The 25,170-nt window shown below is 71.3% G+C and carries 25 protein-coding genes and 1 tRNA gene; 10 read left to right on the top strand and 16 right to left on the bottom strand.

The annotated features are described in order from the left end of the window. The first annotated feature begins 4 nt into the window (after positions 1-4). On the top strand, positions 5-1,024 hold the full coding sequence (locus ACWD02_RS23070) for a Rieske 2Fe-2S domain-containing protein (RefSeq protein WP_451213908.1): 1,020 nt from the start codon (positions 5-7) through the stop codon (positions 1,022-1,024). Here the strand turns inward: ACWD02_RS23070 and ACWD02_RS23065 are convergent. Continuing rightward, positions 1,006-1,548 (bottom strand): MarR family winged helix-turn-helix transcriptional regulator, encoded by a 543-nt coding sequence (locus tag ACWD02_RS23065; RefSeq protein WP_451213905.1) that lies wholly within the window; start codon positions 1,546-1,548, stop codon positions 1,006-1,008. The genes ACWD02_RS23070 and ACWD02_RS23065 overlap by 19 nt on opposite strands. A gap of 172 nt (positions 1,549-1,720) precedes the next feature. Between ACWD02_RS23065 and ACWD02_RS23060 the strand changes: the two genes are divergently transcribed. From ACWD02_RS23060 to ACWD02_RS23045, 4 genes are all read left to right on the top strand, one after another. Beyond that, positions 1,721-2,392, top strand: a complete 672-nt coding sequence (locus tag ACWD02_RS23060) for a FadR/GntR family transcriptional regulator (protein ID WP_451213902.1) — start codon at positions 1,721-1,723, stop codon at positions 2,390-2,392. Between the two features lie 140 nt (positions 2,393-2,532). Next, entirely contained in the window at positions 2,533-3,573 is a 1,041-nt protein-coding gene (locus ACWD02_RS23055; protein WP_451213899.1) for a PAC2 family protein, read from the top strand. A 292-nt stretch (positions 3,574-3,865) separates the two neighbouring features. Continuing rightward, a complete protein-coding gene (locus ACWD02_RS23050) occupies positions 3,866-5,680 on the top strand; it encodes a S8 family peptidase (protein ID WP_451213896.1) in 1,815 nt (604 codons plus the stop codon). 34 nt (positions 5,681-5,714) lie between these two features. Continuing rightward, entirely contained in the window at positions 5,715-6,290 is a 576-nt protein-coding gene (locus ACWD02_RS23045; protein ID WP_451213893.1) for a hypothetical protein, read from the top strand. 127 nt (positions 6,291-6,417) lie between these two features. On the opposite strand, the gene mshC is transcribed toward ACWD02_RS23045, so the two are convergent. The 4 genes from mshC to ACWD02_RS23025 all read right to left on the bottom strand — a co-directional run bounded on the left by mshC (position 6,418) and on the right by ACWD02_RS23025 (position 9,980). Continuing rightward, positions 6,418-7,647: a cysteine--1-D-myo-inosityl 2-amino-2-deoxy-alpha-D-glucopyranoside ligase gene (gene mshC, locus ACWD02_RS23040; RefSeq protein WP_451213891.1), complete on the bottom strand. Its 1,230-nt coding sequence runs from the start codon at positions 7,645-7,647 to the stop codon at positions 6,418-6,420. 144 nt (positions 7,648-7,791) lie between these two features. Beyond that, positions 7,792-8,658, bottom strand: a complete 867-nt coding sequence (locus ACWD02_RS23035) for an SCO1664 family protein (protein ID WP_451213888.1) — start codon at positions 8,656-8,658, stop codon at positions 7,792-7,794. Beyond that, positions 8,622-9,212: a DUF3090 domain-containing protein gene (locus ACWD02_RS23030; protein WP_451213886.1), complete on the bottom strand. Its 591-nt coding sequence runs from the start codon at positions 9,210-9,212 to the stop codon at positions 8,622-8,624. Before ACWD02_RS23030 ends, ACWD02_RS23035 begins: the two co-directional genes overlap by 37 nt. 81 nt (positions 9,213-9,293) lie before the next feature. Next, positions 9,294-9,980, bottom strand: coding sequence for a histidine phosphatase family protein (locus ACWD02_RS23025; protein WP_451213883.1), 687 nt, complete (start codon positions 9,978-9,980; stop codon positions 9,294-9,296). Between the two features lie 62 nt (positions 9,981-10,042). Here ACWD02_RS23025 and corA point away from each other — a divergent pair, with 62 nt between their 5' ends. After that, entirely contained in the window at positions 10,043-11,041 is a 999-nt protein-coding gene (gene corA, locus ACWD02_RS23020; protein WP_451214574.1) for a magnesium/cobalt transporter CorA, read from the top strand. A 27-nt stretch (positions 11,042-11,068) separates the two neighbouring features. On the opposite strand, the gene ACWD02_RS23015 is transcribed toward corA, so the two are convergent. Further along, positions 11,069-11,857, bottom strand: coding sequence for a ferritin-like domain-containing protein (locus ACWD02_RS23015; RefSeq protein WP_451213880.1), 789 nt, complete (start codon positions 11,855-11,857; stop codon positions 11,069-11,071). 223 nt (positions 11,858-12,080) lie between these two features. Continuing rightward, on the bottom strand, positions 12,081-13,130 hold the full coding sequence (locus ACWD02_RS23010; protein ID WP_451213877.1) for an LLM class F420-dependent oxidoreductase: 1,050 nt from the start codon (positions 13,128-13,130) through the stop codon (positions 12,081-12,083). Positions 13,131-13,304: 174 nt separating this feature from the next. On the opposite strand from ACWD02_RS23010, the gene ACWD02_RS23005 reads away from it, so the two are divergent. Together ACWD02_RS23005 and ACWD02_RS23000 are read left to right on the top strand one after the other, a co-directional pair. Next, entirely contained in the window at positions 13,305-14,285 is a 981-nt protein-coding gene (locus ACWD02_RS23005; RefSeq protein ID WP_451213874.1) for an aldo/keto reductase, read from the top strand. Further along, positions 14,282-16,486 carry a helix-hairpin-helix domain-containing protein gene (locus tag ACWD02_RS23000; protein ID WP_451213871.1) on the top strand — a complete coding sequence of 735 codons (2,205 nt, stop codon included), beginning with the start codon at positions 14,282-14,284 and terminating at the stop codon, positions 16,484-16,486. Before ACWD02_RS23005 ends, ACWD02_RS23000 begins: the two co-directional genes overlap by 4 nt. Positions 16,487-16,556: 70 nt before the next feature. Here ACWD02_RS23000 and ACWD02_RS22995 read toward each other — a convergent pair whose 3' ends face one another. Then, the gene (locus ACWD02_RS22995; protein ID WP_451213868.1) at positions 16,557-17,306 is read right to left on the bottom strand and encodes a hypothetical protein; all 750 of its coding nucleotides are present in this window, start codon (positions 17,304-17,306) and stop codon (positions 16,557-16,559) included. 47 nt (positions 17,307-17,353) lie between these two features. Here ACWD02_RS22995 and ACWD02_RS22990 point away from each other — a divergent pair, with 47 nt between their 5' ends. Further along, positions 17,354-17,542 carry a DUF5703 family protein gene (locus ACWD02_RS22990; protein ID WP_363210842.1) on the top strand — a complete coding sequence of 63 codons (189 nt, stop codon included), beginning with the start codon at positions 17,354-17,356 and terminating at the stop codon, positions 17,540-17,542. An 87-nt stretch (positions 17,543-17,629) separates the two neighbouring features. Here ACWD02_RS22990 and ACWD02_RS22985 read toward each other — a convergent pair whose 3' ends face one another. From ACWD02_RS22985 to ACWD02_RS22975, 3 genes are all read right to left on the bottom strand, one after another. Beyond that, positions 17,630-18,397 (bottom strand): chaplin family protein, encoded by a 768-nt coding sequence (locus tag ACWD02_RS22985; protein WP_451213864.1) that lies wholly within the window; start codon positions 18,395-18,397, stop codon positions 17,630-17,632. A 140-nt stretch (positions 18,398-18,537) separates the two neighbouring features. Further along, positions 18,538-18,771, bottom strand: coding sequence for a chaplin ChpH (gene chpH, locus ACWD02_RS22980; protein ID WP_363210840.1), 234 nt, complete (start codon positions 18,769-18,771; stop codon positions 18,538-18,540). Between the two features lie 147 nt (positions 18,772-18,918). Continuing rightward, positions 18,919-20,271: a M20/M25/M40 family metallo-hydrolase gene (locus ACWD02_RS22975; RefSeq protein WP_363210839.1), complete on the bottom strand. Its 1,353-nt coding sequence runs from the start codon at positions 20,269-20,271 to the stop codon at positions 18,919-18,921. Positions 20,272-20,452: 181 nt separating this feature from the next. Between ACWD02_RS22975 and ACWD02_RS22970 the strand changes: the two genes are divergently transcribed. After that, positions 20,453-20,540, top strand: a tRNA-Leu gene (locus tag ACWD02_RS22970). Positions 20,541-20,600: 60 nt separating this feature from the next. On the opposite strand, the gene ACWD02_RS22965 is transcribed toward ACWD02_RS22970, so the two are convergent. The 5 genes from ACWD02_RS22965 to ACWD02_RS22945 form a co-directional block, all read right to left on the bottom strand. Then, positions 20,601-21,488 (bottom strand): M23 family metallopeptidase, encoded by an 888-nt coding sequence (locus ACWD02_RS22965; RefSeq protein WP_451213860.1) that lies wholly within the window; start codon positions 21,486-21,488, stop codon positions 20,601-20,603. A gap of 84 nt (positions 21,489-21,572) precedes the next feature. Further along, positions 21,573-23,306 carry an ABC transporter ATP-binding protein gene (locus tag ACWD02_RS22960; RefSeq protein ID WP_451213858.1) on the bottom strand — a complete coding sequence of 578 codons (1,734 nt, stop codon included), beginning with the start codon at positions 23,304-23,306 and terminating at the stop codon, positions 21,573-21,575. Beyond that, positions 23,303-23,482 carry a hypothetical protein gene (locus tag ACWD02_RS22955; RefSeq protein WP_451213855.1) on the bottom strand — a complete coding sequence of 60 codons (180 nt, stop codon included), beginning with the start codon at positions 23,480-23,482 and terminating at the stop codon, positions 23,303-23,305. The genes ACWD02_RS22960 and ACWD02_RS22955 overlap by 4 nt, the downstream gene beginning before the upstream one ends. A gap of 38 nt (positions 23,483-23,520) precedes the next feature. Beyond that, positions 23,521-24,276 carry a class I SAM-dependent DNA methyltransferase gene (locus tag ACWD02_RS22950; RefSeq protein WP_451213852.1) on the bottom strand — a complete coding sequence of 252 codons (756 nt, stop codon included), beginning with the start codon at positions 24,274-24,276 and terminating at the stop codon, positions 23,521-23,523. Between the two features lie 48 nt (positions 24,277-24,324). After that, a complete protein-coding gene (locus ACWD02_RS22945) occupies positions 24,325-25,146 on the bottom strand; it encodes a nuclear transport factor 2 family protein (protein ID WP_451213849.1) in 822 nt (273 codons plus the stop codon). Positions 25,147-25,170: the final 24 nt, after the last annotated feature.

The following is a 25,170-nucleotide window of genomic DNA, read 5'->3' as shown; positions in this document are numbered from 1 at the left end:
CCCGATGACCACACATGCCGGAGCGCCCGCTTCCGCCGACCACATCTACGCCACCGGCCTGCGCAACCAGTGGCACCCCGTCGTCCCCTCGGACTTCGTGGCCCCCGGCGCCATGCGCAAGGTCACCGCGCTGGGCGAGCAATGGCTGCTCTTCCGCCGCTCCGACGGCGCCCTCTCGATGCTCGCCGACCGCTGTCCGCACCGCGGGGCACCTCTCTCCCTGGGGAAACACCTCGGCGACCGGGTGGCCTGCTGGTACCACGGCGTGGAGGTGGAGACCGACGGCACCGTCTCCTCCGTACCGGGTCTGCCCGGCTGCAACCTGGAAGGCAAGAAACTCGTCACCTCGCTGCCCGTGCGGGAGATCGGCGGCGCGATCCTGGCGTACTTCGGCGACGAGAAACACCCGGAGCCCGCCGAACTGACGCTGCCCGAACCGCTCACCGACCCCGACGTCGACGCGATCCTCTGCTACGCGGAGTGGAACGGCCCCTGGCGGTTCGCGGTGGAGAACCTCCTCGACCCGATGCACGGCGCGTTCCTGCACCACGAGTCGCACACGATGTACGACGGCGACACCACCGCCAAGTTCCGCATCCGGGAGACGGACCGCGGCTACTTCTTCGAGAAGACCGACCAGCGGGGCGTCAACTTCGACTGGGTGGAGCTGTGCCGCACCGGCGTGGACTGGGTGGACCTGACCATTCCGTACCCGCCTTCCGCAGGCCCCGGCGGCCCGTTCGGGATCGTCGGCATGGTCTGCCCGGTCGACGAGAACCGCACCGGTGTCTTCTTCTGGCGCTACCGCCGGGTGCAGGGCTGGCAGCGCGACACCTGGCGCTTCCTCTACAAGACGCTCATCGAGGAGCGCCACTGGCAGGTCCTCGAACAGGACCGCGTGATGCTGGAGGCGATGCCCGCCGACGCCGACCAGCGCGAGAACCTCTACCAGCACGACCTGGGCGTGGTCCGGCTGCGCCGGATGTACCGCGCGGAGGCGGAGGCTCAGGCCTCCGCTTCGTGAGGTGCGTCGGAGTCGGTGATGGACCGCTCCAGCTTGGACATCAGGCGGGCCAGCTGACGGCACTCCGCCGGGGAGAGTCCGTCGAGCATCCGGCGTTCGTTGTCGAGGTGCTCGGCGAACACCTCGTCGATCTTGGCGAGGCCCGTCTCGGTGAGCCGTGAGTAGACGACGCGGCGGTCCTCGGCGTCGCGCTCACGCACGATGAGGCCGTCCTTCTCCAGGCGGTCGATGCGCAGCGTCACGCCGGCCGACGACACGAGACCGGAGTCGGCGAGCTGGCCCGCCGTGAGCCGGTAGGGCGCCCCGGCCCTGCGCAGCGCGGTCAGCACGTCGAACCCGGCGACCGCGAGGCCGTGCCGCTCGATCGCCGTGGTGAGCCTGGTGTTGTAGCGCAGGAAGGTCCGGTGCAGCCGCGCCAGGACCTCCAGGGGAGCGGTGTCGAGATCCGGCCGTTCCCTCGCCCAGTCCTCGATGATCGACGCGACCGCGTCCCGCTGGGCCCCCGCCGACTTCTTCCCGGCCATCTGCCGTAGCCTCCCTCTCGCCGTCCCGCGGCCAGTGTCCTGCCGCGGTCAGTACGGAAATCTTAGCCCTGAGATAAGTACCTGTTCACGGGACCGCATGCACGACGGCGCAGGGACCCGCCATACTCGTCCGATACATCGGATGTCTTTTGTCTTGCGAGGCGAGGTCCCCATGGCTGTCACCGACGAAGCCATCGAAAAGATCAAGGGCATGATCGTCTCCGGCGCGCTGCGCCCCGGCGACCGGCTGCCCAAGGAGAGTGAACTCGCCGCCGACCTGGGCCTTTCACGCAACTCACTGCGTGAGGCGGTGCGCGCCCTCTCGCTGATCCGCATCCTCGACGTACGACAGGGCGACGGCACGTACGTCACGAGTCTGGACCCGCAGCTCCTCCTCGAAGCCCTCAGCTTCGTCGTCGACTTCCACCGCGACGACACGGTCCTGGAGTTCCTCGCGGTGCGCCGCATCCTGGAACCGGCCGCCACCGCGATGGCCGTCGCCCACATCACCGAGGCCGAACTCGACGTACTGAGCGAGCAGTTGGACGCGCTCGGCCCGGCCCCCTCGGTGGAGGAACTGGTCGCCTGCGACCTGGAGTTCCACCGCGGCATCGTGCAGTCGTCCGGCAACTCGGTGCTCTGCTCGCTCCTGGACGGTCTCTCGGGACCCACCACCCGGGCCCGCGTCTGGCGCGGCCTCACCCAGGAGGACGCCGTCAGCCGCACCCTGCACGAGCACCGCGCGATCCTCACCGCGCTGCGCGCCCGCGACGCCGAGGCGGCCAGGTCGTGGGCGACGGTGCACATCGCGAGCGTGGAGCAGTGGCTGCGCTCGACGCTGTGAAGCACGGGTTCCGAGGGAGTGCGCGGGCCTTCCGCGGGGCAATGATCCATCCATCGCGGCCCGCGCAAGGGGGCTGCGGAGGGCCCCGCCGGACGCCGTAAGGTTGGGGCGTACGTAAAGGACGTCGGAAGGAGGCCTGGGTGATCGAGCTCGAGGGGGTACCCGAGCTGGTCGACCCGGTCATGGTGGCCGCGTTCGAGGGCTGGAACGACGCCGGCGACGCCGCCTCCACCGCGGTCGCGCATCTCGACAAGGAGTGGAAGGGCGAGGTCTTCGCGGCACTTGACGCCGAGGACTACTACGACTTCCAGGTCAACCGCCCCACGGTCTTCCTGGAGGGCGGTGTCCGCAAGATCACCTGGCCGACGACCCGGCTCTCGGTGGTCCGCGTGGGCGGCGACAAGCCGCGCGACCTCGTGCTGGTGCGCGGGATCGAGCCGTCGATGCGCTGGCGGTCGTTCTGCAACGAGATCCTGGGGTTCGCCCACGAGCTGGGCGTGGAGCTGGTGGTGATCATGGGCGCGCTGCTCGGTGACACCCCGCACACCCGCCCCGTCCCGGTCAGCGGCGTCACGTCCGACCCGGACCTGGCCCGCACCATGGACCTGGAGGAGACGAAGTACGAGGGCCCGACGGGCATCGTCGGCATCCTCCAGGAGGCGTGCACGCACGCGGGTGTTCCTGCGGTCAGCCTGTGGGCGGCCGTCCCGCACTACGTCTCGCAGCCGCCGAACCCGAAGGCGACCCTCGCCCTCCTGAACCGCCTGGAAGACCTCATCGGCCTGCGCATCCCGCTGGGTGACCTCGCCGAGGACGCGCGCGCCTGGCAGGTCGGCGTGGACCAGCTCGCGGCCGAGGACAGCGAGGTCGCCGAGTACGTCCAGTCGCTCGAAGAGGCACGGGACACGGCCGAGCTGCCCGAGGCGACCGGCGAGGCCATCGCCCGCGAGTTCGAGCGCTATCTGCGGCGACGCGACGGCGGCGGCCCGCCGCAGCCCGGCGGCCACGCCACGGAGGGCGGCGACACGGCCCCGTATCTGCGGGACAGCCCCGGCGGCGACCGCACGCGGCCGCCGAAGCCGCAGACGCGTCCGGACACGGAGCCGGGACCCGGTGCGGCAGCGGCACCGGACGAGGAGAGCAGCGACGAATCCGGACCCGCTGATTCCTCCGAGGACTGACAGCGGCGCAGAGCGAGCGACATGGGGCGGCATCCGTACGGGTGCCGCCTCTTCTCGTTCGGTTTCTGGCCGGATTGGGGCGTGACATCGCCTTCCGGACGAATTGCACGGGCTTCCCCGATCCCCTTGATTTCAAACCGAGTTGGGGCAAAGGGGGTGGACGACCGCGCCCGGCGGTAGCAGGGTGTGCCCCGGAACGCGCGGCCACAGCGCGCGGCACGGCACCCCTCCCCGAGCTCTCGACTCCGTTCGGGCAGGGGAGGCTCCGATGACCGAAGGGAGCGGTGAAGCGATGACCGACCAGGTAGAGCCGGCAGGGGGCCCGGGAGCCAGTGGCCCCGGACCCGACGGGGCGGGATTCACCTACCGTGCGTCCGAGCAGGAGCTGATCGTCGTCGCGCGGCCGGAGGCCCGGCTGCGGGCCGGGGCCGAGGGCGTCCGCTCGGCGGCAGGGTCCGATGTGTCGGCCCTGAACATGTTCCTCGGCGACGAACAGCTCGCCCTTGAACCGCTGTTCGGCAACGAGGAGCGTCTGCGCTCCGCGGCCGGGCAGCTCGTCGAAGCGGAGGGCGTCGACGGCGCCGACGGCGCCGACGTTCCCGACCTGGCACTCTTCTACCGCGTGCGCGGCGGTGAGAGCCGGGCACAGGAACTGCGTTCGCGGCTCGCCGCGCTGCCGGGGATCGACACGGCGTACGTCAAGCCGGGGGCCGTACCGGCGTCGCTCGGCTCGACCGACAAGTCGCAGACCCCGCCCCAGCGCCGAACGGGAGAGCTCGGCACGCCCGACGCCGGTGAGTCCGCGCGCCGCAAGGAAGGCGCCCCCGTCACCCCCGACTTCACGGGCCGCCAGGGCTATCTGCGCCCCGCGCCCGAAGGCGTGGACGCGCACTGGGCGTGGCAGCGGCTCGGTGGTTCGGGCGAGGGCATCACGGTGATCGACATCGAGGGGGCCTGGCAGCTGAGCCACGAGGACCTTGCGGGCAAGCTCGCCGGCGTGGTCATCGGGACGCCCCTCCAGGACGTGGCCTGGCGCAACCACGGCACCGCGGTGATCGGTGTGATCGGCGGCGACCGCAACCACGTGGGGATCACGGGCATCGCGCCCGAGGCGATGACCGCGACGGCCTCCTTCCAGCCCCTGGGCACCGCGGCGACGATCCACGCGGCGGCGGAGCGGCTCGGCGCCGGCGACATCGTGCTGATCGAACTGCACCGCCCGGGGCCGCGGTTCGACTTCGCGCCGCGCGACGACCAGCGGGGTTACATCGCCCTGGAGTGGTGGCCCGACGACTACGCGGCGATCCGGTACGCCACCGCGAAGGGCGTGATCGTCGTGGGCGCGGCGGGCAACGGCGCCGAGTCCCTGGACGACGCGGTGTACGAGCGCAGGCCCGACGAGTTCCCCGAGTGGTGGCGCAACCCCTTCAACCCCTCCAACCGGCCCTCGCGCGCCGTCCTGGTCGGCGCTGGCGCACCGCCGCCCGGCACTCACGGCCGCGATCACGGCCCCGACCGCTCACGTCTGGGGTTCTCCAACTACGGTGCCCGCGTGGACGCCCAGGGCTGGGGCCGCGAGACGACCACGACCGGCGGCTCCTGGAACCAGCCGGGCGACCTGCAGGGCGGCCCCGACGAGATCGCCTGGTACACGGACACGTTCTCCGGGACCTCGTCCGCCTCACCGGTCGTCGTCGGCGCCCTGGCCTGTCTGCAGGGCATGCTGAAGGCCGCGGGCCAGCAGCTGATGACTCCGGACCGGGCGCGTGCGGTGCTGCGCTCGACGGGCTCGCCGCAGCAGGACGCGCCGGGCCGCCCGGCCTCGCAGCGGATCGGCAACCGCCCGGACATCAAGTCGGCGGTCACGAACCTGCTGCCGTCGGCGGTGGGCTCCGGCCGCGCCGAGCGCTACTGGGACGAACTGATCCCGTATCCCCCCGAACTCCCGCCGCGCCTGCGGCTGTTCGTCGCGGGCGAGTGGCGCAACCTGAACGACCCGTCGCCCGACATCCGCCAGGCCGTGCGCGCCGCCTTCGCCGGCGGGCACCCCGACGTACGCGTCTGGTTCTCGGACGACGAGGTCGTCGGCCTGGTCGTCACGGGCTGAAGCATCACAACCATTGAGGGAAGGTGGCACACGCATGAGCACCACCCCGCAAATGAGTCCCATGCAGCAGCAAGACCAGCAGCAACAGGGCCGGCAGAGCCCGAGCACCGCGCCGCCCCAGCAGTTCGGACAGCAACAGCAACTGCAGCAGCACTACCAGCAGCAGCAACAGCAGCCGTTCGGCCAGCAGGGCATGCAAGGCATGCAGGCCCCCCAGGGGACGCAGGGGACGCAGGGAATGCAAGGTGCGCAGCAGCAGGCCCCGCCGCACCTCCAGCAGCAGCTCCAGCAGCTCGGCCGGCAGCAGCCCTACCAGCAGTTGCTCCAGCAGCTCGGCCAGGAGAGCATCCCGCAGGCGCAGGCACCCGAGATCTCCACCCAGGCGGTCGCGTCGAACGTCGCGACGTCGTTCTGGGACGTCGTCCAGCCCCTCCCCGGCCAGGCGTCGGCCCTCTACCTGTGGGTCGACGACGCGTGGCGGGTGTTCGTCAGCCCCAACCCGCAGACCCGCGACGAGGTGCAGAAGGCGTTCGCGTTCGGGCAGCGGGTGTACGGCTACTACGACACCACCAACCCGGCGTATCTGGTGGCCGTCGTGGTCACGAAGTGACGGTCACCGCCGTCGCGTGAACAGACCGCGGCGCCGGGCGGAGTCCTTCCCGCCCGGCGCCGCTCTGTCTGTGCCGGATGAACCCGACGGTCGGACCCGACGGTCGGACCCGACGATTGCCGCGTGACTACAGGGCCACGCCGAGCAGCGCGTCGACCGCGCGGGACACGACGCCGGGGGCGCCCTCCTCCGTACCGCCCTCGGCCTCCTGGCGGGCGGCCCACGCGTCGACCGCGGCGAGCGCGGCCGGTGCGTCCAGGTCGTCGGCCAGGGCTTCGCGCATCTCCTCGACGAGCGCGTCGGCGGAGGGTCCGTCGGGACGCGAGACGGCGGCACGCCACCGGCCGAGGCGCTCCACGGCCTCGGTCAGGACCGCGTCGGTCCATTCCCAGTCGGCGCGGTAGTGGTGCGCCAGGAGTGCGAGGCGGATGGCGGCCGGGTCGGTCCCGTCCCGCCGCAGCTTCGACACGAAGACCAGGTTGCCCTTGGACTTGGACATCTTCGCGCCGTCCAGGGCGACCATGCCGGCGTGCACGTACGCCTTGGCGAAGGGGTACTCGCCGGTGAGCGCCTGGGCGTGCGAGGCACCCATCTCGTGGTGCGGGAAGGCGAGGTCGGAGCCGCCGCCCTGCACGTCGAAGCCCATGCCCAGGTGGTCGAGGGCGATGGCCACGCACTCGATGTGCCAGCCGGGGCGGCCACGGCCGAGCGAGGCGCCGTCCCAGCTCGGCTCGCCCTCACGGGCCGCCATCCAGAGCATCGGGTCGAGCGGGTCCTTCTTGCCCGGGCGGTCCGGGTCGCCGCCGCGCTCGGCGGAGAGCAGCTTCATCGCGGCGGCGTCGAGTCCCGACACCTCGCCGAAGTGCGGGTCGGACTCGACCGAGAAGTAGACGTCGCCCTCCAGCTCGTAGGCGGCGCCCATGTCCCGGAGCCGTTCGACGAGCGGCACGATGCCGGGTATCGCCTCGACGGCTCCGATGTAGTGCTGCGGCGGGAGCAGTCGCAGGGCGGTCATGTCCTCGCGGAACAGGGCGGTCTCACCCTCGGCGAGCTCGACCCAGTCCTTGCCGTCGCGGATGGCGCGTTCCAGGAGCGGGTCGTCCACGTCGGTCACGTTTTGGACGTAATGAACCTGCCGCTTGGTGTCGAGCCACACGCGCTGCACGAGGTCGAACGCGTTGTAGGTCGCCGCGTGACCCATGTGGGTGGCGTCATACGGAGTGATGCCGCAGACGTAGATACGGGCGACGGGACCGGGGTCAAGGGTGACAAGACCACCGGTCGCGGTGTCGTGGATCCGGAGGTCGCGGCCCTTGCCAGGAAGGGCGGGGACCTCAGAAGCGGGCCAGGCATGCATTCCATGAGCCTAACCGGACGGAGCGTCCGCATACGAGTGGGGATCAAGGTTTGTCCGGGCGCGGACGCCCGCTGTCGGGAAACCGCGCCGCCGCTCAGCGGCGGTTTCGCCCCGCACGCCCGCCGGAACCGCGGGAAGGAGCCCCTAGACCGGCGGCCACGGAATGGCCGGCCACTCGCCGCCCGGCACGGGGTGCTTTCCGGAGGCCAGCAGTGCGGCGACCCGCGCGCGGAGCGCGTCCAGCTCCGTCCCGGTGATGAGCTCACCCAGTCGGCGGGCGAGCGGCGCCCCGTCACCAAGGCCGTCGCGCAGGGACTCCAGGACCCCCACCGCCTCGGCGGTCAGCGGCTCCCCCGCCCAGCCCCACAGCAGCGTCCGCAGCTTGTCCTCGGCGTTGAAGGTGACGCCGTGGTCGATGCCGTACAGGCGGCCCGCGTCGGTCAGCAGGTGCCCGCCCTTGCGGTCCGCGTTGTTGATCACGGCGTCGAGCACCGAGAGCCGCCGCAGCCGCTCGTCGTCCGCGTGCACGAGAAGGGCCGTACGCCCCTCCCCCACGTCGGCGAAGCCGATCGCCTTCCAGCCCTCACCCGGCTCCGCGCCCTCGACGAGGGCCAGCAGCTCCCCGCCGTCCTCGGCGGCCTCCGGGTCGGTGTCCGAGCCCTCGATCCACAGCTGGCACATGCCCTCGCCGTGCGGCCCGTCCCGCAGGACGGTCGGCGGGACCAGGCCCCACCCCGTCGCCTCGGAGACCTCGTACGCGGCCACCTCCCGCTGCGCGAGCGTCCCGTCGGGGAAATCCCACAGGGGACGCTCCCCGGCGACCGGCTTGTAGACACAGACGGCTTCCCTGCCCTCGTACGAGACGGAGCAGTAGAGCACCGCGTTCGAGGCCTCGCGGATCCGGCCGCGGACGGTCAGCTCCCCCTGGGCCAGCAGTTCCACGACCCCGGCGGCCGCTTCCACCCCGGAGGTGCTCACGCGCCCCGCCGGTATCCGTTCTGCCGCGGGCATACGTGTCCTTCCGGGTCGAGCGGGAGGCTGCACAGCGGGCACGGCGGCCGCCCCGCGTTCACGACGTCCAGGGCGCGCTTGGCGAACGCGCGCGCCTGCGCCCCGGTGAGCCGCACGCGCAGCATCGGCGGCCCGTTCTCCTCGTCCTGCAGAAGCCTTTCCTCGGCTTCCGCCAGATCCTCGTCGGATTCGGCGTCCAGCTCGACCAGGGCCTGCGCCTCGACGATCATCCGCTCCTCGTCGCCGTCCCAGGCCAGCGCCATCGTGCCGACGCGGAACTCCTCCTCGACGGGTGCGTCCAGGGGCGCGCTGTCATTGACCTCCGAGGGCGCCACCGCGGGCACGGGGGTGTTGCCGCCACTGCGGCGCACCACCTCGTCCAGCAGCTCTTCCATGCGTTCTGCGAGGGCGGCCACCTGCGTCTTCTCCAGGGCGACACTGGTCACCCGGACTCCCGCGGAGGCCTGGAGGAAGAAGGTACGCCGTCCGGGGAGTCCGACCGTTCCGGCCACGAAGCGTTCCGGCGGGTCGTAGAGGAACACCTGACGCGACACGTCCTGTCTCCATTGGGATCGACTGCGGTTGATCATTTGCGCTCGTTCGGCGCGACGACTGCACCCTACTGCGGGTGACGATCACGGTGCTCCCGCATCGCCTCCCACCGCCGCGTCGCTGCCCGACGGCTCCACGCGGGGCGCGAGCGACCCGAAGTCACCGGTGTCCCCCAGGCGTACGAGGAAGGGGCGCAGGCGCGTGAAGCGGATGGCGGTGACGGAGCAGGGCTCCACGGAGATGCGCTGGAAGAGGTCCAGGTGGAGGCCGATGGCGTCCGCGACGAGGGACTTGATGATGTCGCCGTGCGAGCACATCAGATAGACGGCGTCGGGCCCGTGATCGCGCTCCACGCGCGCGTTCCACTCGCGTACCGCCTCGGCCGCCCGCGTCTGCATGGCGCGCATGGACTCACCACCCGGGAAGGCGGCGGCCGACGGATGCTGCTGTACGACCTCCATCAGCGGCTCGTCGGACAGCTCGGCCAGCTTGCGGCCCGACCAGTCGCCGTAGTGGCACTCCCCGATGCGGTCGTCGGTGTGCGGCCGCAGGTCCGGCCGGGCGGCGAGCAGCGGCGCGACGGTCTCCTGGCAGCGCTGCAGCGGGCTCGTGACGACTTCGGCGAGCGGCAGGTCCGCGAGGCGCCCGGGCAGCGCGGCGGCCTGTGCGGCGCCCCGCTCGTCCAGGGCCACGCCGGGGGTCCACCCGGCGAGCAGGCCCGCGGTGTTGGCGGTGGATCGTCCGTGCCGGACGAGGATCAGCGTGGGCATGCGGGCCAGCCTAAGCCGACGCGGGGGTGCGCCCCGAGCAGAGGTTCGGAAGAATGCCCTCCGTGATCGTGGACTGCGCGATGTACCGGGACGGGCGCCGCACCGAGTGCGAGGCGGACTTCTCCGATGCCCTGGGCAAGGCACGTGCCGCGGGGGACGCCTTCGTCTGGGTGGGCCTGCACGAACCGACGGAGGACGAGTTCGACGAGGTCAGCAGGGAGTTCGGGCTGCATCCGCTGGCGGTGGAGGACGCCTTGAAGGCGCATCAGCGGCCCAAGCTGGAGGTGTTCGACGACTCCCTTTTCGTGGTCCTGAAACCGGTCGTGTACGAGCCGGACAGCGACGCCGTGTCGTCGGGCGAGGTCATGGTCTTCATCGGCGAGGGCTTCGTGGTGACGGTCCGGCACGGCGAGGGTTCACCCCTCGGTGCCGTACGCCACCGCATGGAGGCCGAGCCGGAGATGCTCAGGCACGGCCCCACGTCCGTCCTGTACGCGATCGCCGACGCCACGGTCGACCACTACCTGGAAGTGGCGGGCGAACTGCAGACCGACCTGGAGGAGCTGGAGGCGGAGGTCTTCTCGCCCGACAGCGGGGGCAGCCGCAACACGGCGTCCCGGATCTACCGCTTCAAGCGGCAGATCGTCGAGTTCCGCCGGGCCACGGGTCCGTTGGCGGCGCCCATGATGCGCCTGTCCGGGTCGGGCCCCTTCGCGCCCGACGTGCCGTTCGTGAAGGACACGGCCCAGCCGTTCTTCCGGGACGTCAACGACCATCTGACGCGCGTGAACGACTGGGTGGACAGCCTCGACCGCCTGGTGTCCGACATCCTGTCCGCGCACCTGGCGCAGATGAGCGTGCGGCAGAACGACGACATGCGGAAGATCTCGGCGTGGGCGGCCATGGCCGCGGTGCCGACGATGATCGCCGGGGTCTACGGCATGAACTTCGACCACATGCCCGAGCTGCGCTGGCTGTGGTCCTATCCGGCGGTGATCCTGCTGATGGTCGGGATCGAGTTCTTCCTCTACCGGCTGTTCAAGCACCGCGGCTGGCTCTAGGACCCTTCGAGCCGCGGTGCGGCCGCGTCACGCGAATCCGGCGGCCGACGTGGCGGGCCCGCCGAGGGCGTCGCGCCGTTCGGGCATCTTCAGGGACACCATCCGCCGCCAGCCGCCGAGCCGTTCGAACGCGTAGAGCGCGTTGACGCCCGAGGCGAGCGCCGCCGCCTTGGGCTTCGGCCAGCCCAGGATGCGTCCCATGTGGCCCATCACGGCGATGCTCACGTCGCGGTACACCCGCGTCTCGGCGCGGGCGCACTCGTGCAGGGTGTCCAGGATCGTCCGCCCGTGGCCGGCCGCCGCCAGACCCAGCAGTTCCTCGTGGCAGTACGCCAGGTGGTTGTCCTCGTCGTGGCAGATCATCCGGATGGCCTTGCCGACCTCGGGGTGGTCGCCGAAGTACGTGACGAGCATGTCCATCTGGTCCGCGGCCCGCTGTTCGGTGACGCGGCTGTGCGCGAGGTAGACGACGACGTCCCGCTCGGTCAGCGGCTCCTCACGGCGCAGCTTGTCGTGCGCGAGGCCGATGCCCTTCCGCTCGAGGAGCATGGTGTAGTCGGTCTCGGGCGGCACGGGGACGGGCTCCAGGCCGCGCTTCTTGAGCAGGGCGTTGAAGATCCGCCCGTGCTTGTCCTCGTCGGCGCCGTGCCGGGTGACCTTGGCGGTGAGGGCGCGATAGCTCTCGGGGAGCAGCGCCGCGATGCGCCCGTTCTCCCAGCCCCCCTGCGACTCCCCGCTGGCAGCGATGGAACAGAAGAGCTGGAACGACTCGTCGTTGTCGAGGATCTCCTCGAAGACACTTCTGGCCGAAAGCATCAGTGGCACCTCCATGCCCTCCGCGCGGACCTCCGCAAAGAACAAGTCAAGTGCGGTGGCGCGGGTGTGGCAACAGGTGTCGCGGACAGCTCCGCCAAACGAAGGACGGTTGCCCCCGGACGGGGCCGTAACCGACGGGCTCCATGACGCGTTGTGTCCCGTGACGGCCGTGGCGGGGAAGACCCCCGAGCCCCCACCACGGCCGCAGAACTTTTCCCCCGGGTTACGCCAGTCCAGCGCGCTCCAGCGCCTGCGTACCCGCGCGCAGGGCCGCGATCCGCTCGTCCAGCGTGAAGCCGGCGGGTGCCAGCGTGAGGGTGGTGACCCCGGCGGCCGCGTAGGCCTGCATGCGGTCGGCGATGCGGTCCACGGAGCCGAGCAGCGTGGTCGAGTCGATCAGCTCGCGCGGGACGGCTGCCGCCGCGCCCTCCTTGTCGCCGGACAGGTACTTGTCCTGGATCTCGGCGGCTTCCTTCTCGTAACCCATGCGCTGGGCGAGCTGGTTGTAGAAGTTCTGCTTGCGGCTGCCCATGCCGCCCACGTAGAGAGCGGTGTACGGGCGGAACATGTCCGCGAGACCGCTGACGTCGTCCCCCACCGCGAGCGGCACCGTCGGGACGACGTCGAAGCCGTCCATCGTCTTGCCCGCCTTCTCGCGCCCCGCCCGCAGGTGGCGGATCGCGGTCTCCTCCAGGTGCTCGGCGGCGGGGAAGATCAGCAGGGCGCCGTCGGCGATCTCGCCGGTCTGCTCCAGGTTCTTGGGGCCGATCGCGGCGACGTACAGCGGGATGTGCTCGCGCTGCGGGTGAACGGTCAGCTTGATGGGCTTGCCCGGTCCGTCCGGCAGCGGGAGCGTCCAGTGCTCGCCCTCGTAGCTGAGGCGTTCGCGCGTCATCGCCTTGCGGACGATCTCGACGTACTCGCGGGTGCGGGCCAGGGGCTTGTCGAACTTGACGCCGTACCAGCCCTCGGAGACCTGCGGTCCCGAGACTCCGAGGCCCAGGCGGAAGCGGCCGCCGGAGAGCGAGTCGAGCGTCGCCGCCGTCATGGCGGTCATCGCGGGCTGCCGGGCCGGGATCTGGAAGATCGCGGATCCGATGTCGATGCGTTCGGTCTGCGCGGCCACCCAGGACAGCACCGTCGCGGCGTCCGAGCCGTAGGCCTCGGCGGCCCAGCAGACCGCGTAGCCGAGCTTGTCGGCCTCCTTGGCGACGGCGAGGTTGTCCGCGTCCATCCCCGCGCCCCAGTAGCCGAGGTTGATCCCGAGCTGCATGGCCGAATCCCCTTACTGAGCAGTAACGTCCTGTGCCGGGGACTGTAGCGCGTGGGTACGGGGCCCGTCAGCGGCGGGCGCGGGGGTGGCCGGGGGCTTCGCGGGTTTTCCACAGGCACAGGTTTGTCCACAGCCCCTCACGCCGCTGGAGCACGGCCAGTAATCTCAGCGCCCATGGAGCAGAGGCATCTCGGCCGTACCGGCCTTCGCGTGTCCCGGATCGGACTCGGCACCCTCACCTGGGGCCATACCCAGGAGAGCGACGCCGCCGATCTGCTGAAGGTGTTCTGGGAAGCCGGTGGCAGCCTCGTCGACACGGCTGATGTGTACGGCGACGGGGAGGCCGAGTATCTGCTCGGCCGACTCATAGAACGGCTCGTGCCGCGTCGCGATCTGGTCATCGCGACCAAGGCGGGCAGCGTGCCCGACCCCGACCGCCGCTTCGACGGCTCCCGGGGTCACCTCCTGGCCGCGCTCGACGCCTCCCTGGCCCGCCTGGGCACGGACTACGTGGACCTGTGGCAGCTGCACGCCTTCGACCCCTGCACGCCCCTGGACGAGACGCTCCAGGCCCTGGACATCGCCGTCAGCAGCGGCAGGGCGCGCTATGCGGGCATCTCGAACTTCTCCGGCTGGCAGCTCGCCAAGGCGGCGACGTGGCAGCTCGCGGCCCCGGGCACGCGGACCCGTCTCGCCGGCGCGCAGCTGGAGTACTCCCTGCTGCAGCGCGGCGTCGAGCGGGAGCTGCTGCCCGCCGCGATGGACCTCGGGGTGGGCCTGCTGCCCTCGTCGCCGCTCGGCCGCGGCGTGCTCACCGGGAAGTACCGCCACTCCACCCCGGCCGACTCGCGCGGCGCCTCCGAGCACCTCGCGCCGTTCGTCGCGCCCTACCTGGACGATGCCGCGGGCCGCATCGTCGACGCGCTCGCCACGGCGGCGGACGGCCTCGCGGCCACGCCCCTGCAGGTCGCCCTCGCGTGGGTGCGCGATCGCCCGGGAGTGACCGCGCCGATCGTCGGCGCGCGCAACGCGCAGCAGCTCACGGCCGCATTGTCAGTGGAGACCCTTAGTCTTCCTGACGAGATCTGCCGGGCGCTCGACGACGTGTCGGCGCCCGTGCACCGCTACCCCGATCACGACTGGAGCACGCTGTGAGTACGGAGCCGGAGACCGCTGCCGCGGAGGAAGCGGAGGCCGCTGCCCCGGAGGAGACCGAGGCACAGGCTCCGGAGGAAACCGGGGCGCAGGCTCCGGAAGCCGCCGCCGACACAGCCGCCGCGGAAGGCGAGGCCGCCGCGGAGAGCAAGGAACTCTCCGAGACGGAGGCGGAGATCGCCGCCCAGCGGGAGCTCCAGGAGCGGATCGCCGAGCGGAAGGCCGCCAAGCAGGGGCCGGTCGACGCCGGAGCCAAGCTCAGCGGCAAGGCCGCTGACCTGCTGGCCGCCGTGCGCGCGGTGGAGAGCGGCGAGAAGCCCGTCACCGGCGCCTTCAGCGAGCCCGCGCCCGCACCCCGCAGGACCGCGCCGGAGCCCGTGCGGCGGCCCCAGCCCGTCGCGCCGGCCCCCTCGGGCCCCGGCGACGAGGCCGTGGAAGCGGTCCGCGCCGTTCTCACCGACGGAGGGGCGCCCGTCGCCCTCGCGGCACGGACGGCGGCGGTGCTCGGCGAGGGTGCGCAGGACCAACTGCGCGCGGACCCGTGGCAGTTGCTGCGGGTCAGCGGCGTGCGCCCGGAGCAGGCCGACGGGTTCGCACGGGCGCTGCTCGGCGCTGAGTGCGGACCCGACGACGAGCGCAGGGGGCGCGCGATCACCGCCTGGCTCCTGGAGCAGGCCGCCGTCGCGGGGCACACGGCCCTGGACGCGGCGGCGCTCACCGCGGCGCTGGACCGACAGGCCGTGCCCGATCCGGACGCGGCGGTGCAGAGCGCCATCGCGGAGGGCGACATCCTGGTCTTCCAGGACGCCATCGAGACAGCGGCGGCGCCGGCTCCCACGCGCGAGGAAGCCGACGGCGAGGGCGAGGAGACGGAGCAGCCGGTCCGCGTCCTGGTCGGCCTCGAGCAGTACGCCCTCGCGGAGGAGAGCCTCGCCGACGGCCTCGCCCGGGTGATCAACTCCCTCTCCAAGGAAGAGGGTTCGGGCCCCCAGGCCGCCGACTGGGAGTCCGCGGCGGGCGAGGCACCGGGTTCCACCGCCGAGCTGATCCGCGCGGTGGCCGGTCACGGTCTCGTCCTGCACACCGGCGGCGAGGCGGCACGCGCCGAGCCCGCCGCGGTGCTGAAGGCCGCCACGGGCCTCGGCCTGCGCGCCTGGGCGGCCACGCACAGCTCCGCCGGCCGCCGTCGCGTCGCCGGGCTCGCGGGAACGGACGAGGCGGGCACCGCGACCGTCGCAGGGCTCCTGTCCGGGGCGGAAGGCCCCGGGCGGGACAGGGACGGCGCGCTCGCCCTCGACATCCTGGTGGTCCTCGACGCGCCGCAGCTGGACGTGGAGAGCGCCGCGATGCTGGTGGAGTCCCTGCCGGACGGCGCCCGCCTCGTGCTGAGCGGCGACCCGGGGGTGCTCTGGTCGGCAGGCCCCGGCCGGGTCTTCGCGGACCTCCTCGCGGCGCGCTGCTGCCCGCAGGTCGTCTCACGCGTCCCGGACCCGGGGCCCATCGGGGAGCTGGTGTCCGGCATCGGCATCGGCGAGCTGAACGAAGTCGAGGCGCCGGGCAAGGAAGTCGTGATCGTCCCCGTGCGCGACGCGGGCGAGGCGGTCCACCGCACGGTCCAGCTCGTGGCGGACTCGGTGCCGCGGGCGATCGGCGTGCCCACGGAGGACACCCAGGTGATCACTCCCGGGCATGGCGGCGCCGCCGGCACGCGTGCGTTGAACACCGCGCTCAAGGAGCGGCTGAACCCCGGCCCCGGCAAGTTCGCCGGATTCGACCCCGGCGACCGCGTCGCCCACGTCCCGGCCCCCGGGCGCACGACGCTGGGCCGGGTCCTGCGGGCCGACGCGGAAGGGCTGCACCTGGAGTGCGACGGCGCCCCCGTCGTCGTCGCGAAGGAGCAGGTGGAGCAGACGGTGCGGCACGCCTGGGCCCTCACCGCGCACCAGGCCGTGGGCCTGAGCTGGCCCGCGGCGGTCGTGGTGCTGCCCGGTGACGCGACCGCGGCCCTGAGCAGGCCCTGGGTCTACACCGCGTTCAGCCGCGGTGAGCGCCATCTGTCGGTGGTCCAGGGCGCCGAGCAGGCACTGCCGCGCGCGGTGGCGGAGATCCCCGCCAAGGCCCGCACGACGCGCCTCCAGACCCTCCTGCGCCCTCAGGTGCCCGCCACACCCGCCACCCCCGCAGCGCCCGCCACGTCCTGAGGCGAGAGCCCTTCCCGCGCCTGCGGGTGCCGGTGGCCGCGAGGACCACCGGCACCCGCGGGCCCGGGGGTCAGCGATCCGCGTCCAGAGGTCTCCTGTCGTCGTCGACGTCGAGCACGTCCACCTCATCGACCTCGTCGACCTCGTCGAGCTCCTCGAGCACCGCCACGGCGTCGACCTCGATCCCGTCGTCGTCCGGCTCGTCGTCGAAGACCGCACTGACGTCGAACCGGCACAGGACCCGGTGCGGGTCCGCCTGGTCGAAGGGGGCGTCGAGCCACTCCCCCGGCTCGGGGGGCTCGTCCGCCGCGGTGACCCAGAGCGTGGAATCGCCCTCCTCCAGGCCGAACTCCTTGTGCCGGGAGGCGATCTCGTCCGGCTCGAACTCTCCGAAGAGAACACCGAGCGCGGCGTGCACACTGCTGCCGGCCGCGGTGGCCGCGGGCCTCTCGCCCGACGGGCCCGCGTCGAGGTCCGCGATCCGCTGGGCCTGCGCGAGGAGCCGCTGCGGCTCCGCCACGGCGTAGTCCCTGCGGATCAGCACGCTGAGCGCGTTCGCCTCCTCCGGGCCCTGGTAGGGCGGCAGCACTCCGCTGTCCGAACCGGGGATCTCGAAGGGGGTGACCTCGTCATGGCGGTCGTAGAGAAGCTCGTCGTACTCCTCGGCCGCGGCGGCCAGCTCGTTGAACGCTTCGTAGACGGCCGGGTCGTCCTCACCCGACCTGCGTTCGACCGCGGCAAGGTGACGGTCGAGCGCGGTCTTGACCGCCTCGGCGGCGGCGCGTACCTCGGCAGCGGTGGGCTGCGCAGCATCAGACATAGTGCAGACGCTATCCGTACCGGGGCTGTACTTGCACAATAGATGCGATGCCGGAATACGAATTTGTCGACGTGTATGTGCCGCGCGGGGTCACCCGCAAGGAAGCGACGCGCCTGCTGACCGACCACGCGGAGTACGGGCACTGGGAGTTGGACCGCCTGAGCCTGCGTACGGACGGCAGCCGCAGGGTGCGGCTGAAGCGGCGGATCATCCGCCAGCTGCGGGCCACCTGGTGAGCTGAGGTAACGAGCGGGGAGGGTGCCCCGACCAGGCGGGACACCCTCCGTTCTGCGTACCCGATCAGGGGGCGACGCGCACCCTGATCAGGCGTTCGACCGTGTCCTGCGGTACAGCACCGTGCCCGCGAGCAGCATGCCCGCACCCACCGGCAGGATGACACCGACCGGCAGCTCGCTGCCCGTCTGGGCGAGCGTCTCCGAGCCCTTGGGCTGCGCGATGGTCTGAGCCCCCGGCTGGTTCGGCATCGCCCGGTCGTCCACCGGCTTCTCACCCGGCGTACCGGGGTCCCCCGGCTTCTCCTGCCCGCCCGGCTTCTCCGGCTTCTCCGGCGTCTCGGGCTTCTCCGGGCCGCCCGGCGGCTGCTCGGGCTTCGTGGGCGGCTTCTCGCTGCCCGGCGGGGTTCCCCCGCCCGAGTCGTTGGCGCAGTCGTTGCCGCCGGTCGCGTTGCCGAGGCCGACGATGGTGACGCTGTTGCCGCAGACGTTCACCGGCACGTCGACCGGCAACTGGACGTCGTTGCCCGAGGCCACGCCGGGCGAGTCACTGGTGTGCCCGTCCGCCGAGGACCCGCCCCCCGAGGGCTTGCCGTGGCCGCTGCCACCGTCGTCGGAGGTGTTGACGCAGTTGTTGCCCGCCGCGGGGTTGAGTACCCCGACGACGTTGACGCTGTTGCCGCAGACGTTGAGCGGCACGTTGACCGGGAGCTGGACCGAGTTGCCGGACGCGACGCCCGGAGAATCCGATGCTCCCCCGCGGGCGCCCGAGTCGGCTTGCGCGTATCCACCGCTGATGGCGAGCACGCCCGTCGCGGCCGCCATCGTGATGAGGCCTTTACGAGTGACCTGTCGCATAGGTTTTCCCTGCCTTATGACCTTCGAGATTGTGCACGCGCCTCGGGGCGCGCACACCGAATGCCGGAAGGCCCCGGAGTGCATGGCTCGCACTCCGGGGCCGACAGACTCAGACCCTCATGGGGTGAGGCACAACAACGTCAGACGTTGGCGCAGGTGTTGCCGAAGGCGGGGTTCAGGAGCCCGATCACGGAGACCGTGTTGCCACAGACGTTCACCGGAACGTGGATGGGCGCCTGGACGACGTTGCCCGAGAGCACACCGGGAGACCCCACGGCGGCACCCTGGGCGCCGGCGTCGGCAGCAGCGATACCCGCACCAGCGAGCACGAGACCACCAGTGGCAGCCGCAGCAGCGACGATCTTCTTCAGCATTATTCCTCCTCGTTGGCAATGCGATCCCAGCCGCGGACCGCACCACCTGTAACGAGGAGGAGGTAATAGGGCTACGAGCCTATGGTCCCTTTCACTCTTTTCAGTCAAGTACGCACGCGCTGACGAATATTGGAGGAACGCCGGCGTTCAGGACGCGTCGATGAACCGGTCGAGCACGCGCACGCCGAACTTCAGGCCGTCCACCGGCACCCGCTCGTCCACGCCGTGGAACATGCCCGCGAAGTCCAGCTCCGGCGGCAGCTTCAGCGGCGCGAACCCGAAGCCGCGGATGCCGAGGTCGTCGAAGGACTTGGCGTCCGTGCCCGCCGAGAGCATGTACGGCACGGCGCGGGCGATCGGGTCCTCGGCCTGGAGCGCCGTCTGCATGGCGTCGACGAGCGCCCCGTCGAAGGTGGTCTCCAGGGCCTTGTCCGCGTGCACGTCCGTGCGCTTGACGTTCGGGCCGAGCAGCCGGTCCAGGTCGGCGAGGAACTCCTCCTCGTACCCCGGCAGGAAGCGGCCGTCGACGTGCGCCGTGGCCTGGCCCGGGATGACGTTGACCTTGTAGCCCGCGCCCAGCTGGGTCGGGTTGGCGGTGTTCTGCAGGGAGGCTCCGATGAGCTTGGCGATGCCGCCGAGCTTGGCGAGCGTCTCGTCCATGTTCTCGGGGTCCAGCTCGGTGCCGAGCGCGTCACCGAGCTCGTCCAGGAAGTGCCGCAGCGTCTTGGTCACCCGCACCGGGAACTTGTGGCGCCCCAACCGGCCCACTGCCTCGGAGAGTTCCGTGATGGCGTTGTCCTTGTGGATCATCGAACCGTGGCCCGCGGTGCCGTCCACGGTCAGCTTCATCCAGTGCATGCCCTTCTGGGCCGTCTCGATGAGGTAGAGCCGCAGGTCCTCGTTGACCTGGAAGGAGAAGCCGCCGACCTCGCTGATGGCCTCCGTGACGCCCTCGAAGAGCTCCGGGTGGTTGTCGACGAGATAGCGCGCGCCGTATGTGCCGCCGGCCTCCTCGTCGGCCATGAAGGACAGCACGATGTCGCGCGGGGGCTTGCGGCCGGTGCGCATGCGTTCCCGGACGACCGCCAGCGTCATCGCGTCCATGTCCTTCATGTCGACCGCGCCGCGGCCCCACACGCAGCCGTCCGCGATCTCCCCGGAGAAGGGGTGGTGCCTCCAGTCCTGCGCATTGGCCGGTACGACGTCGGTGTGGCCGTGGATGAGCAGCGCGGGCCTGGAGCGGTCCTCGCCCTCGATGCGGGCCACGGTGGAGGCGCGGCCGGGGTGCGACTCGAAGATCTGCGGCTCCAGACCCACCTCGGCGAGCTTCTCCGCGACGTACTCGGCGGCCTTGCGCTCGCCCGGACCCGAGTGGTCGCCGTAGTTGCTCGTGTCGATGCGGATGAGATCGCGGCAGAGATCGACGACCTCGTCCTCACCGGTGACGGTCCGCGACCGGTCCGCGTCGCCCGCCCTGTCGGCCCTGCTCGGCTCGCTCACGATGGTTCCTCCCGCTATCGCTGCTGGTGGTCCCCCTCATCCTCCCGCGTTCCCCCTCCGACACCCAAGACCGGGCACCCGCCGTCACGTCCCGTTCACGCTCCTGACCTGTGTGATCGGAGGCCCCCGAATGTTTGCTATGGTTTTCCACGTCGCCGCGGGAAACCGCGAGAGACCACCGGTCCGGGTGGCGGAATGGCAGACGCGCTAGCTTGAGGTGCTAGTGCCCTTTATCGGGCGTGGGGGTTCAAGTCCCCCCTCGGACACCAGAGATTGACCACGAAAGCGCTGGTCGGGAGCGATCCCGACCAGCGCTTTCGCGTTGCCGGTCACCGGCGGCGGGAATCGGGGCCCTCGACCGGCTCCGTCACGCCCGTCACGGGGAGCGGTCCAGCAGGGGCACAGTGCGTGCTGTCCTCGGGAACTCCGGTGTGCTCCACGCCCTCGTCGTCGCGGTAGTGCCATGCGAACGGCACACCTCGTGCCGTCATCACATCGGGGCCGTCCATGAGCTGGAAGTGCAGGTGGGGCTCGGAGGAGTTGCCGGAGTTGCCGCACTCGGCGATCTCCTGGCCGGCCGTCACCCGGTCCCCCACGGCCACGCGCAGCGAGCCGCGCCGCAGGTGCGCGAAGGCCGCGTACACGCCGTCGCCGATGTCCAGGATGATGTGGTTTCCCATCAGGTGGCTCGGCCAGCCGAGACTGCGGATGAAGCCCTCCAGGTAGAGGAAGAGGAAGGCGGGCAGCGACATGCGCGACAGGTGGTCCCGCTGACGTCGCCCGGTCGCGACGACGACTCCGTCGGCGGGGGCGAGCACGGGCATGCCGTAGGTGGGATAGAGGCGGGGGCGCCGGGCGAGCGGCCAGAGCCAGCGGAAGGGCGGGGCCTGCGGCGTGACTCCGTCGCCGCTCCCTTCGGGAACGTGCATCAGATCGACGGCGTAGGTCTGCGCATGGCTGTGGGTGTGGCTGGGGACCTTCGTGGCCGGGCCGTTGAGTACGGTCCAGCGCCCGGCGACAGGCATGCGCAGGAGCAACGGCTCGCGGCCCAGGGGCGGGCGCTGGGCACGGATCAGTGTCACGCGCATGGTCTGACCGACGATCAGCAGCGCCACACCGGTGAACCAGAGAGGGCCGAGCCCTTGGGAGTTCACCACGATGCACAAGGCACCGGCGGCGAACACCAGGCCATAGCGCTTCCACAGCATCACGAGCATGTGCACCTCTTCGCAGGTGTGTCGGTTCGGGCGGCGCCCGCATCCTGTCACGGTGACATGACGCGTTCCGGCGGGCCCGGTTTTCTACGAGGCTCCGACGGGGGCCAACTGCCGCTCGGCCAGCCGCCGGTAGGTGGCGTCCTGCGCCATCAGTTGCGGGTGGCTGCCGCGGGCCCGCAGCCGGCCCTGCTCGATGACGAGTATCTCGTCGGCGCCTGCCGTGGTGGAGAGGCGGTGGGCGATCGTGAGCACCTGGCAGTGGGCTCCGATGGTGGTGAGGGCGGAGCGCAACGCCCCCTCGGAATCCGAGTCGAGGTTCGACGTGGCCTCGTCGAGCAGCAGGACCGCGGGGCGGGTCAGCAACGCCCGTGCGATGGCCAGACGTTGGCGCTGACCGCCGGAGAGCCCCGCGCCGCCTTCCCCGAGGTGGGTGTCGAGGCCGTCCGGCAGGGCGGCGACGACGTCGGTGAGGTGGGCCGCCCGCACGGCCCGCGCGATCTCCTCCGCTGTGGCGTCGGGCCGGGCGTAGACGAGGTTCTCGCGGACCGTGCCCCGCATGAGCGGTGAGTCCTGCTCGACCAGGCCGATGCGGGAGCGGAGTTCGCGCAACGGCAGGAGGGAGGCGTCCTCGCCCGCGATCCGGACCGTCCCCTTGTCGGGGTCATAGAAGCGTTCGATCAACTGGAACAGCGTGGACTTGCCCGCGCCGGACGGTCCGACGATCGCGGTGATGCCGGTGGCGGGGAGCGTGAACGAGACGTCGTCGAGGGCTCGGGGCGCGGTGTCGGAGTAGCTGAAGGTGACGTTCTGGAACTCGATGGCGGCGGTGGTCCCGGACTTGTCCCGGTTCCGCGTCGCCACTGGTCCCGTCGGTGCCTCGCCGGTCTCCTGCTCGATGGTGGCGAGGTCGTTGACGCGGTCGATGGCGGCCCGGCCCTGCTGGAACTCCCCCAGCGACATGAAGAGCGTCACCAGCGGTGAGACGAGATAGAAGAGGTACATGATGAAGGAGGTGAGGTCCGCGGCCGGGAGTGCTCCGGTGGTGGTGCGGGCCATACCCCAGGTGATCACCACCGCGAGGGACACCTGTGTGCCCACGTTCATCGCGGGCATCAGCATCGCCGACAGCCGGGTCACCCGGATTCCGCTGCCGCGTGCGGCGTCGGCGAGCGCCTCGATCCGGTCCGCTTCACGCTCCTCGGCGCCGGAGGCCTTGACCGTGGTGAGCGCACCGAGGACCCGCAGGAGTCCGGACCCGTAGTCGCTGGTGTCCTCGCGGTTCTGGACCGCCGCCCTGCGGACCGCCCTGGCCAGGAACAGCGCGAGCGTGGACGCGGCTCCGAGGCAGGCGGCGGTGACCAGGAGCAGCCGCCAGTCGATCCAGGCCATGACGGCGATGCAGCCGACCGTGGTGAATCCGGCTGTGATCATCTGGGCGACGGACGAGGACAGGGCGATCCTGGCGAGCGAGGTGTCGGAGACGGTGCGGGTGAACACGTCACCGTGCTCGAGCTTGTTGAAGGCCCGTATCCGCGCGTGCAGCAATCGCCCGGTCAGGGTGGAGCGCATGTCCAGGACGATGTTCTCGCCCGCCCTGCCGATCAGATAGAAGTGCGTGGCGGCGAGCGCGGCGTCGGCGACGAACAGGCCGGCGATGGACAGGATCGGCCAGGTCGTGGACTTGTCCAGGGAGACGGCCTCGATCAGGTCGCCGATGAGGAGCGGCTGTACGAGGGTCGCGGCGGTGCCGCCGAGACCGAGGATGATGCCGACGGCGAGGAGCACCCGGTGGCGCCGGACGATCGCGGAGAAGTTCACGACGCGTCCCGGCCGAAGGAGATGGCCATGATCACCGCGATGCTCGTGGCGAAGACGATGCCGAGGGCCGTCGCCCGTCCGGTGAGCCGTCCGTTCTCCCGGAACATCGCGGACATGCCCGGCGCGGCGAAGGCGAACGTGACCGCGAACCACACCGCACGGCTTGTTGTCATCATGGTTCCTCCCTTGTGCTGCTCGCGGCACCGGCGGTGGCTCAGGCGCTCTTCGTGTACGTGGTCAGGAACATCGGGTACTGCTCGGTGCAGGGAGAGAGATTCCAGTCGGCGTAGCGGCCCTCGGGGGTGAGACCGGCCGCCGTGGCGTAGCCGTCGACCTCGTCGGGGGTCGTGAGGCGCGCGAGTTCGCTGCCGACACGGGTGCTGCCGTCGGACTCGTACCAGATGTGGGAGCACTGCCAGAGCTCGGCGGTGAGCGTGGAGTGGGTCTGCAGTCCCGTCCCCGGCTCCGGGTAGGGCGTGAAGAGGGTGGTGCGCAGTTGGCCCTCGTGGAGCGCCTCCACCGCGGGGCGGTTGCCGGTCTCCACCACCAACCGGCCGCCGGGGCGCAGCAGTTCGGCGGCGCGGCGCACCGTCTCCTGCTGGTCCTCGGGGCTGAGCAGCATCGACAGCGTTCCGCACACCACGTACACCAGGCCGTAGGTACGGGTGTCGGTGTACGTACGGATGTCCGCGTGCACGGGGACGACGTGTTCGCTTCCCGGGGCGTCGGCGAGTTGGGCGAGCATCTCCGGGGACGAGTCGACCCCCGTCACCTGTCCGGTCTTGTGGGACAGCGGAATCGCGATGCGTCCGGTGCCGACACCGAACTCGATGGTTCCGGCCTCGGGGTCGGGGTGGAGTCGGACCAGGGCGTCCGCGGTGGTCTGCGCGTCGGCCCCTTTGGGAAAGATCCGGTCGTACCACTTCGCGAACTGCGCGCCGTAGCCGATGTCTGCAACTGTGCTGGTCATGACGGGGCTTCACTTCCCATGGGCGGTGTCCGGGGGCGGTGGCGCGGCTCAGGTGGGCCAGTAGCCGCTCCGGGTCTGCATCACGGAGCGGAGGAGGCGGACGCGTCCGTCGTCGGCGAACTCGCCGAAGGTGAAGACCTCCATCTCGCCTGCCTTGCGCCCGTCCCGCGAGGGCACCATGGAGTAGCGGGCGGCGAAGCGGTTGCCCTGGGTGAGCGCCGTGTGGACGTCCAGGGTGTAGTCGGGGCCCTTGTCGCGGGCCGCGGCGAGGGACTGCAGGGCCGCGGGGCGCTGCATCGACGTGCCGTTGATGTACTGGACGGAGTCCGGGGTGTGGAACCGGTCGTAGGCCTCTTCGAGGGGCACGCCCGGGTCGTTGGCCAGCTCCGCGAAGGTCGTGAGGTAGGCCGCGGGGTCCGTCGGCGCACTGCTCAGCGCGCCGGCGGACGCCGCGTCGCTGTCCCAGGTCGCGGTGTCGGAGCTGCCCCAGCCGTAGGTCGAACGCGCGGTGGTGACGGTGGACGCGACGCGTCCGTCCTCCGCGAGGTCGGCGAAGATCACCGCTTCGGTGTTGTGCCGCACCTGCATCACCAGGGGCTTGCTGATGGTGTAGCGGGCGGCGGCACGGGTGCCGTCCACCACCGCCTCGTGGATCCACAGCTCGTACGGAGTCTGGTCCGCCCGCCACTGCGCGAGGTTCTTCAGCGCGCCGTCGCGGTCGCGCTGCTTGCGGTTGACCACGTGCACGGCGTCCGGGACGTGGTAGCGGTCCCAGACGTCCTCGAGGCTCTGCTCGGAGGCGAATGCGTCGGCGGTGTAGGTGCGGAGGTAGCCGACGAAGTCGTCGGCGGGGATCGGGGCGGTGGTCATGGCGCGTTCTCCAACACTGGTACT

The organism is Streptomyces sp. NPDC002853 (genome assembly GCF_053591915.1).
The sequence above is the reverse complement of the archived record's forward strand: the minus strand, read 5'-3'. Positions and strand labels throughout refer to the sequence as shown.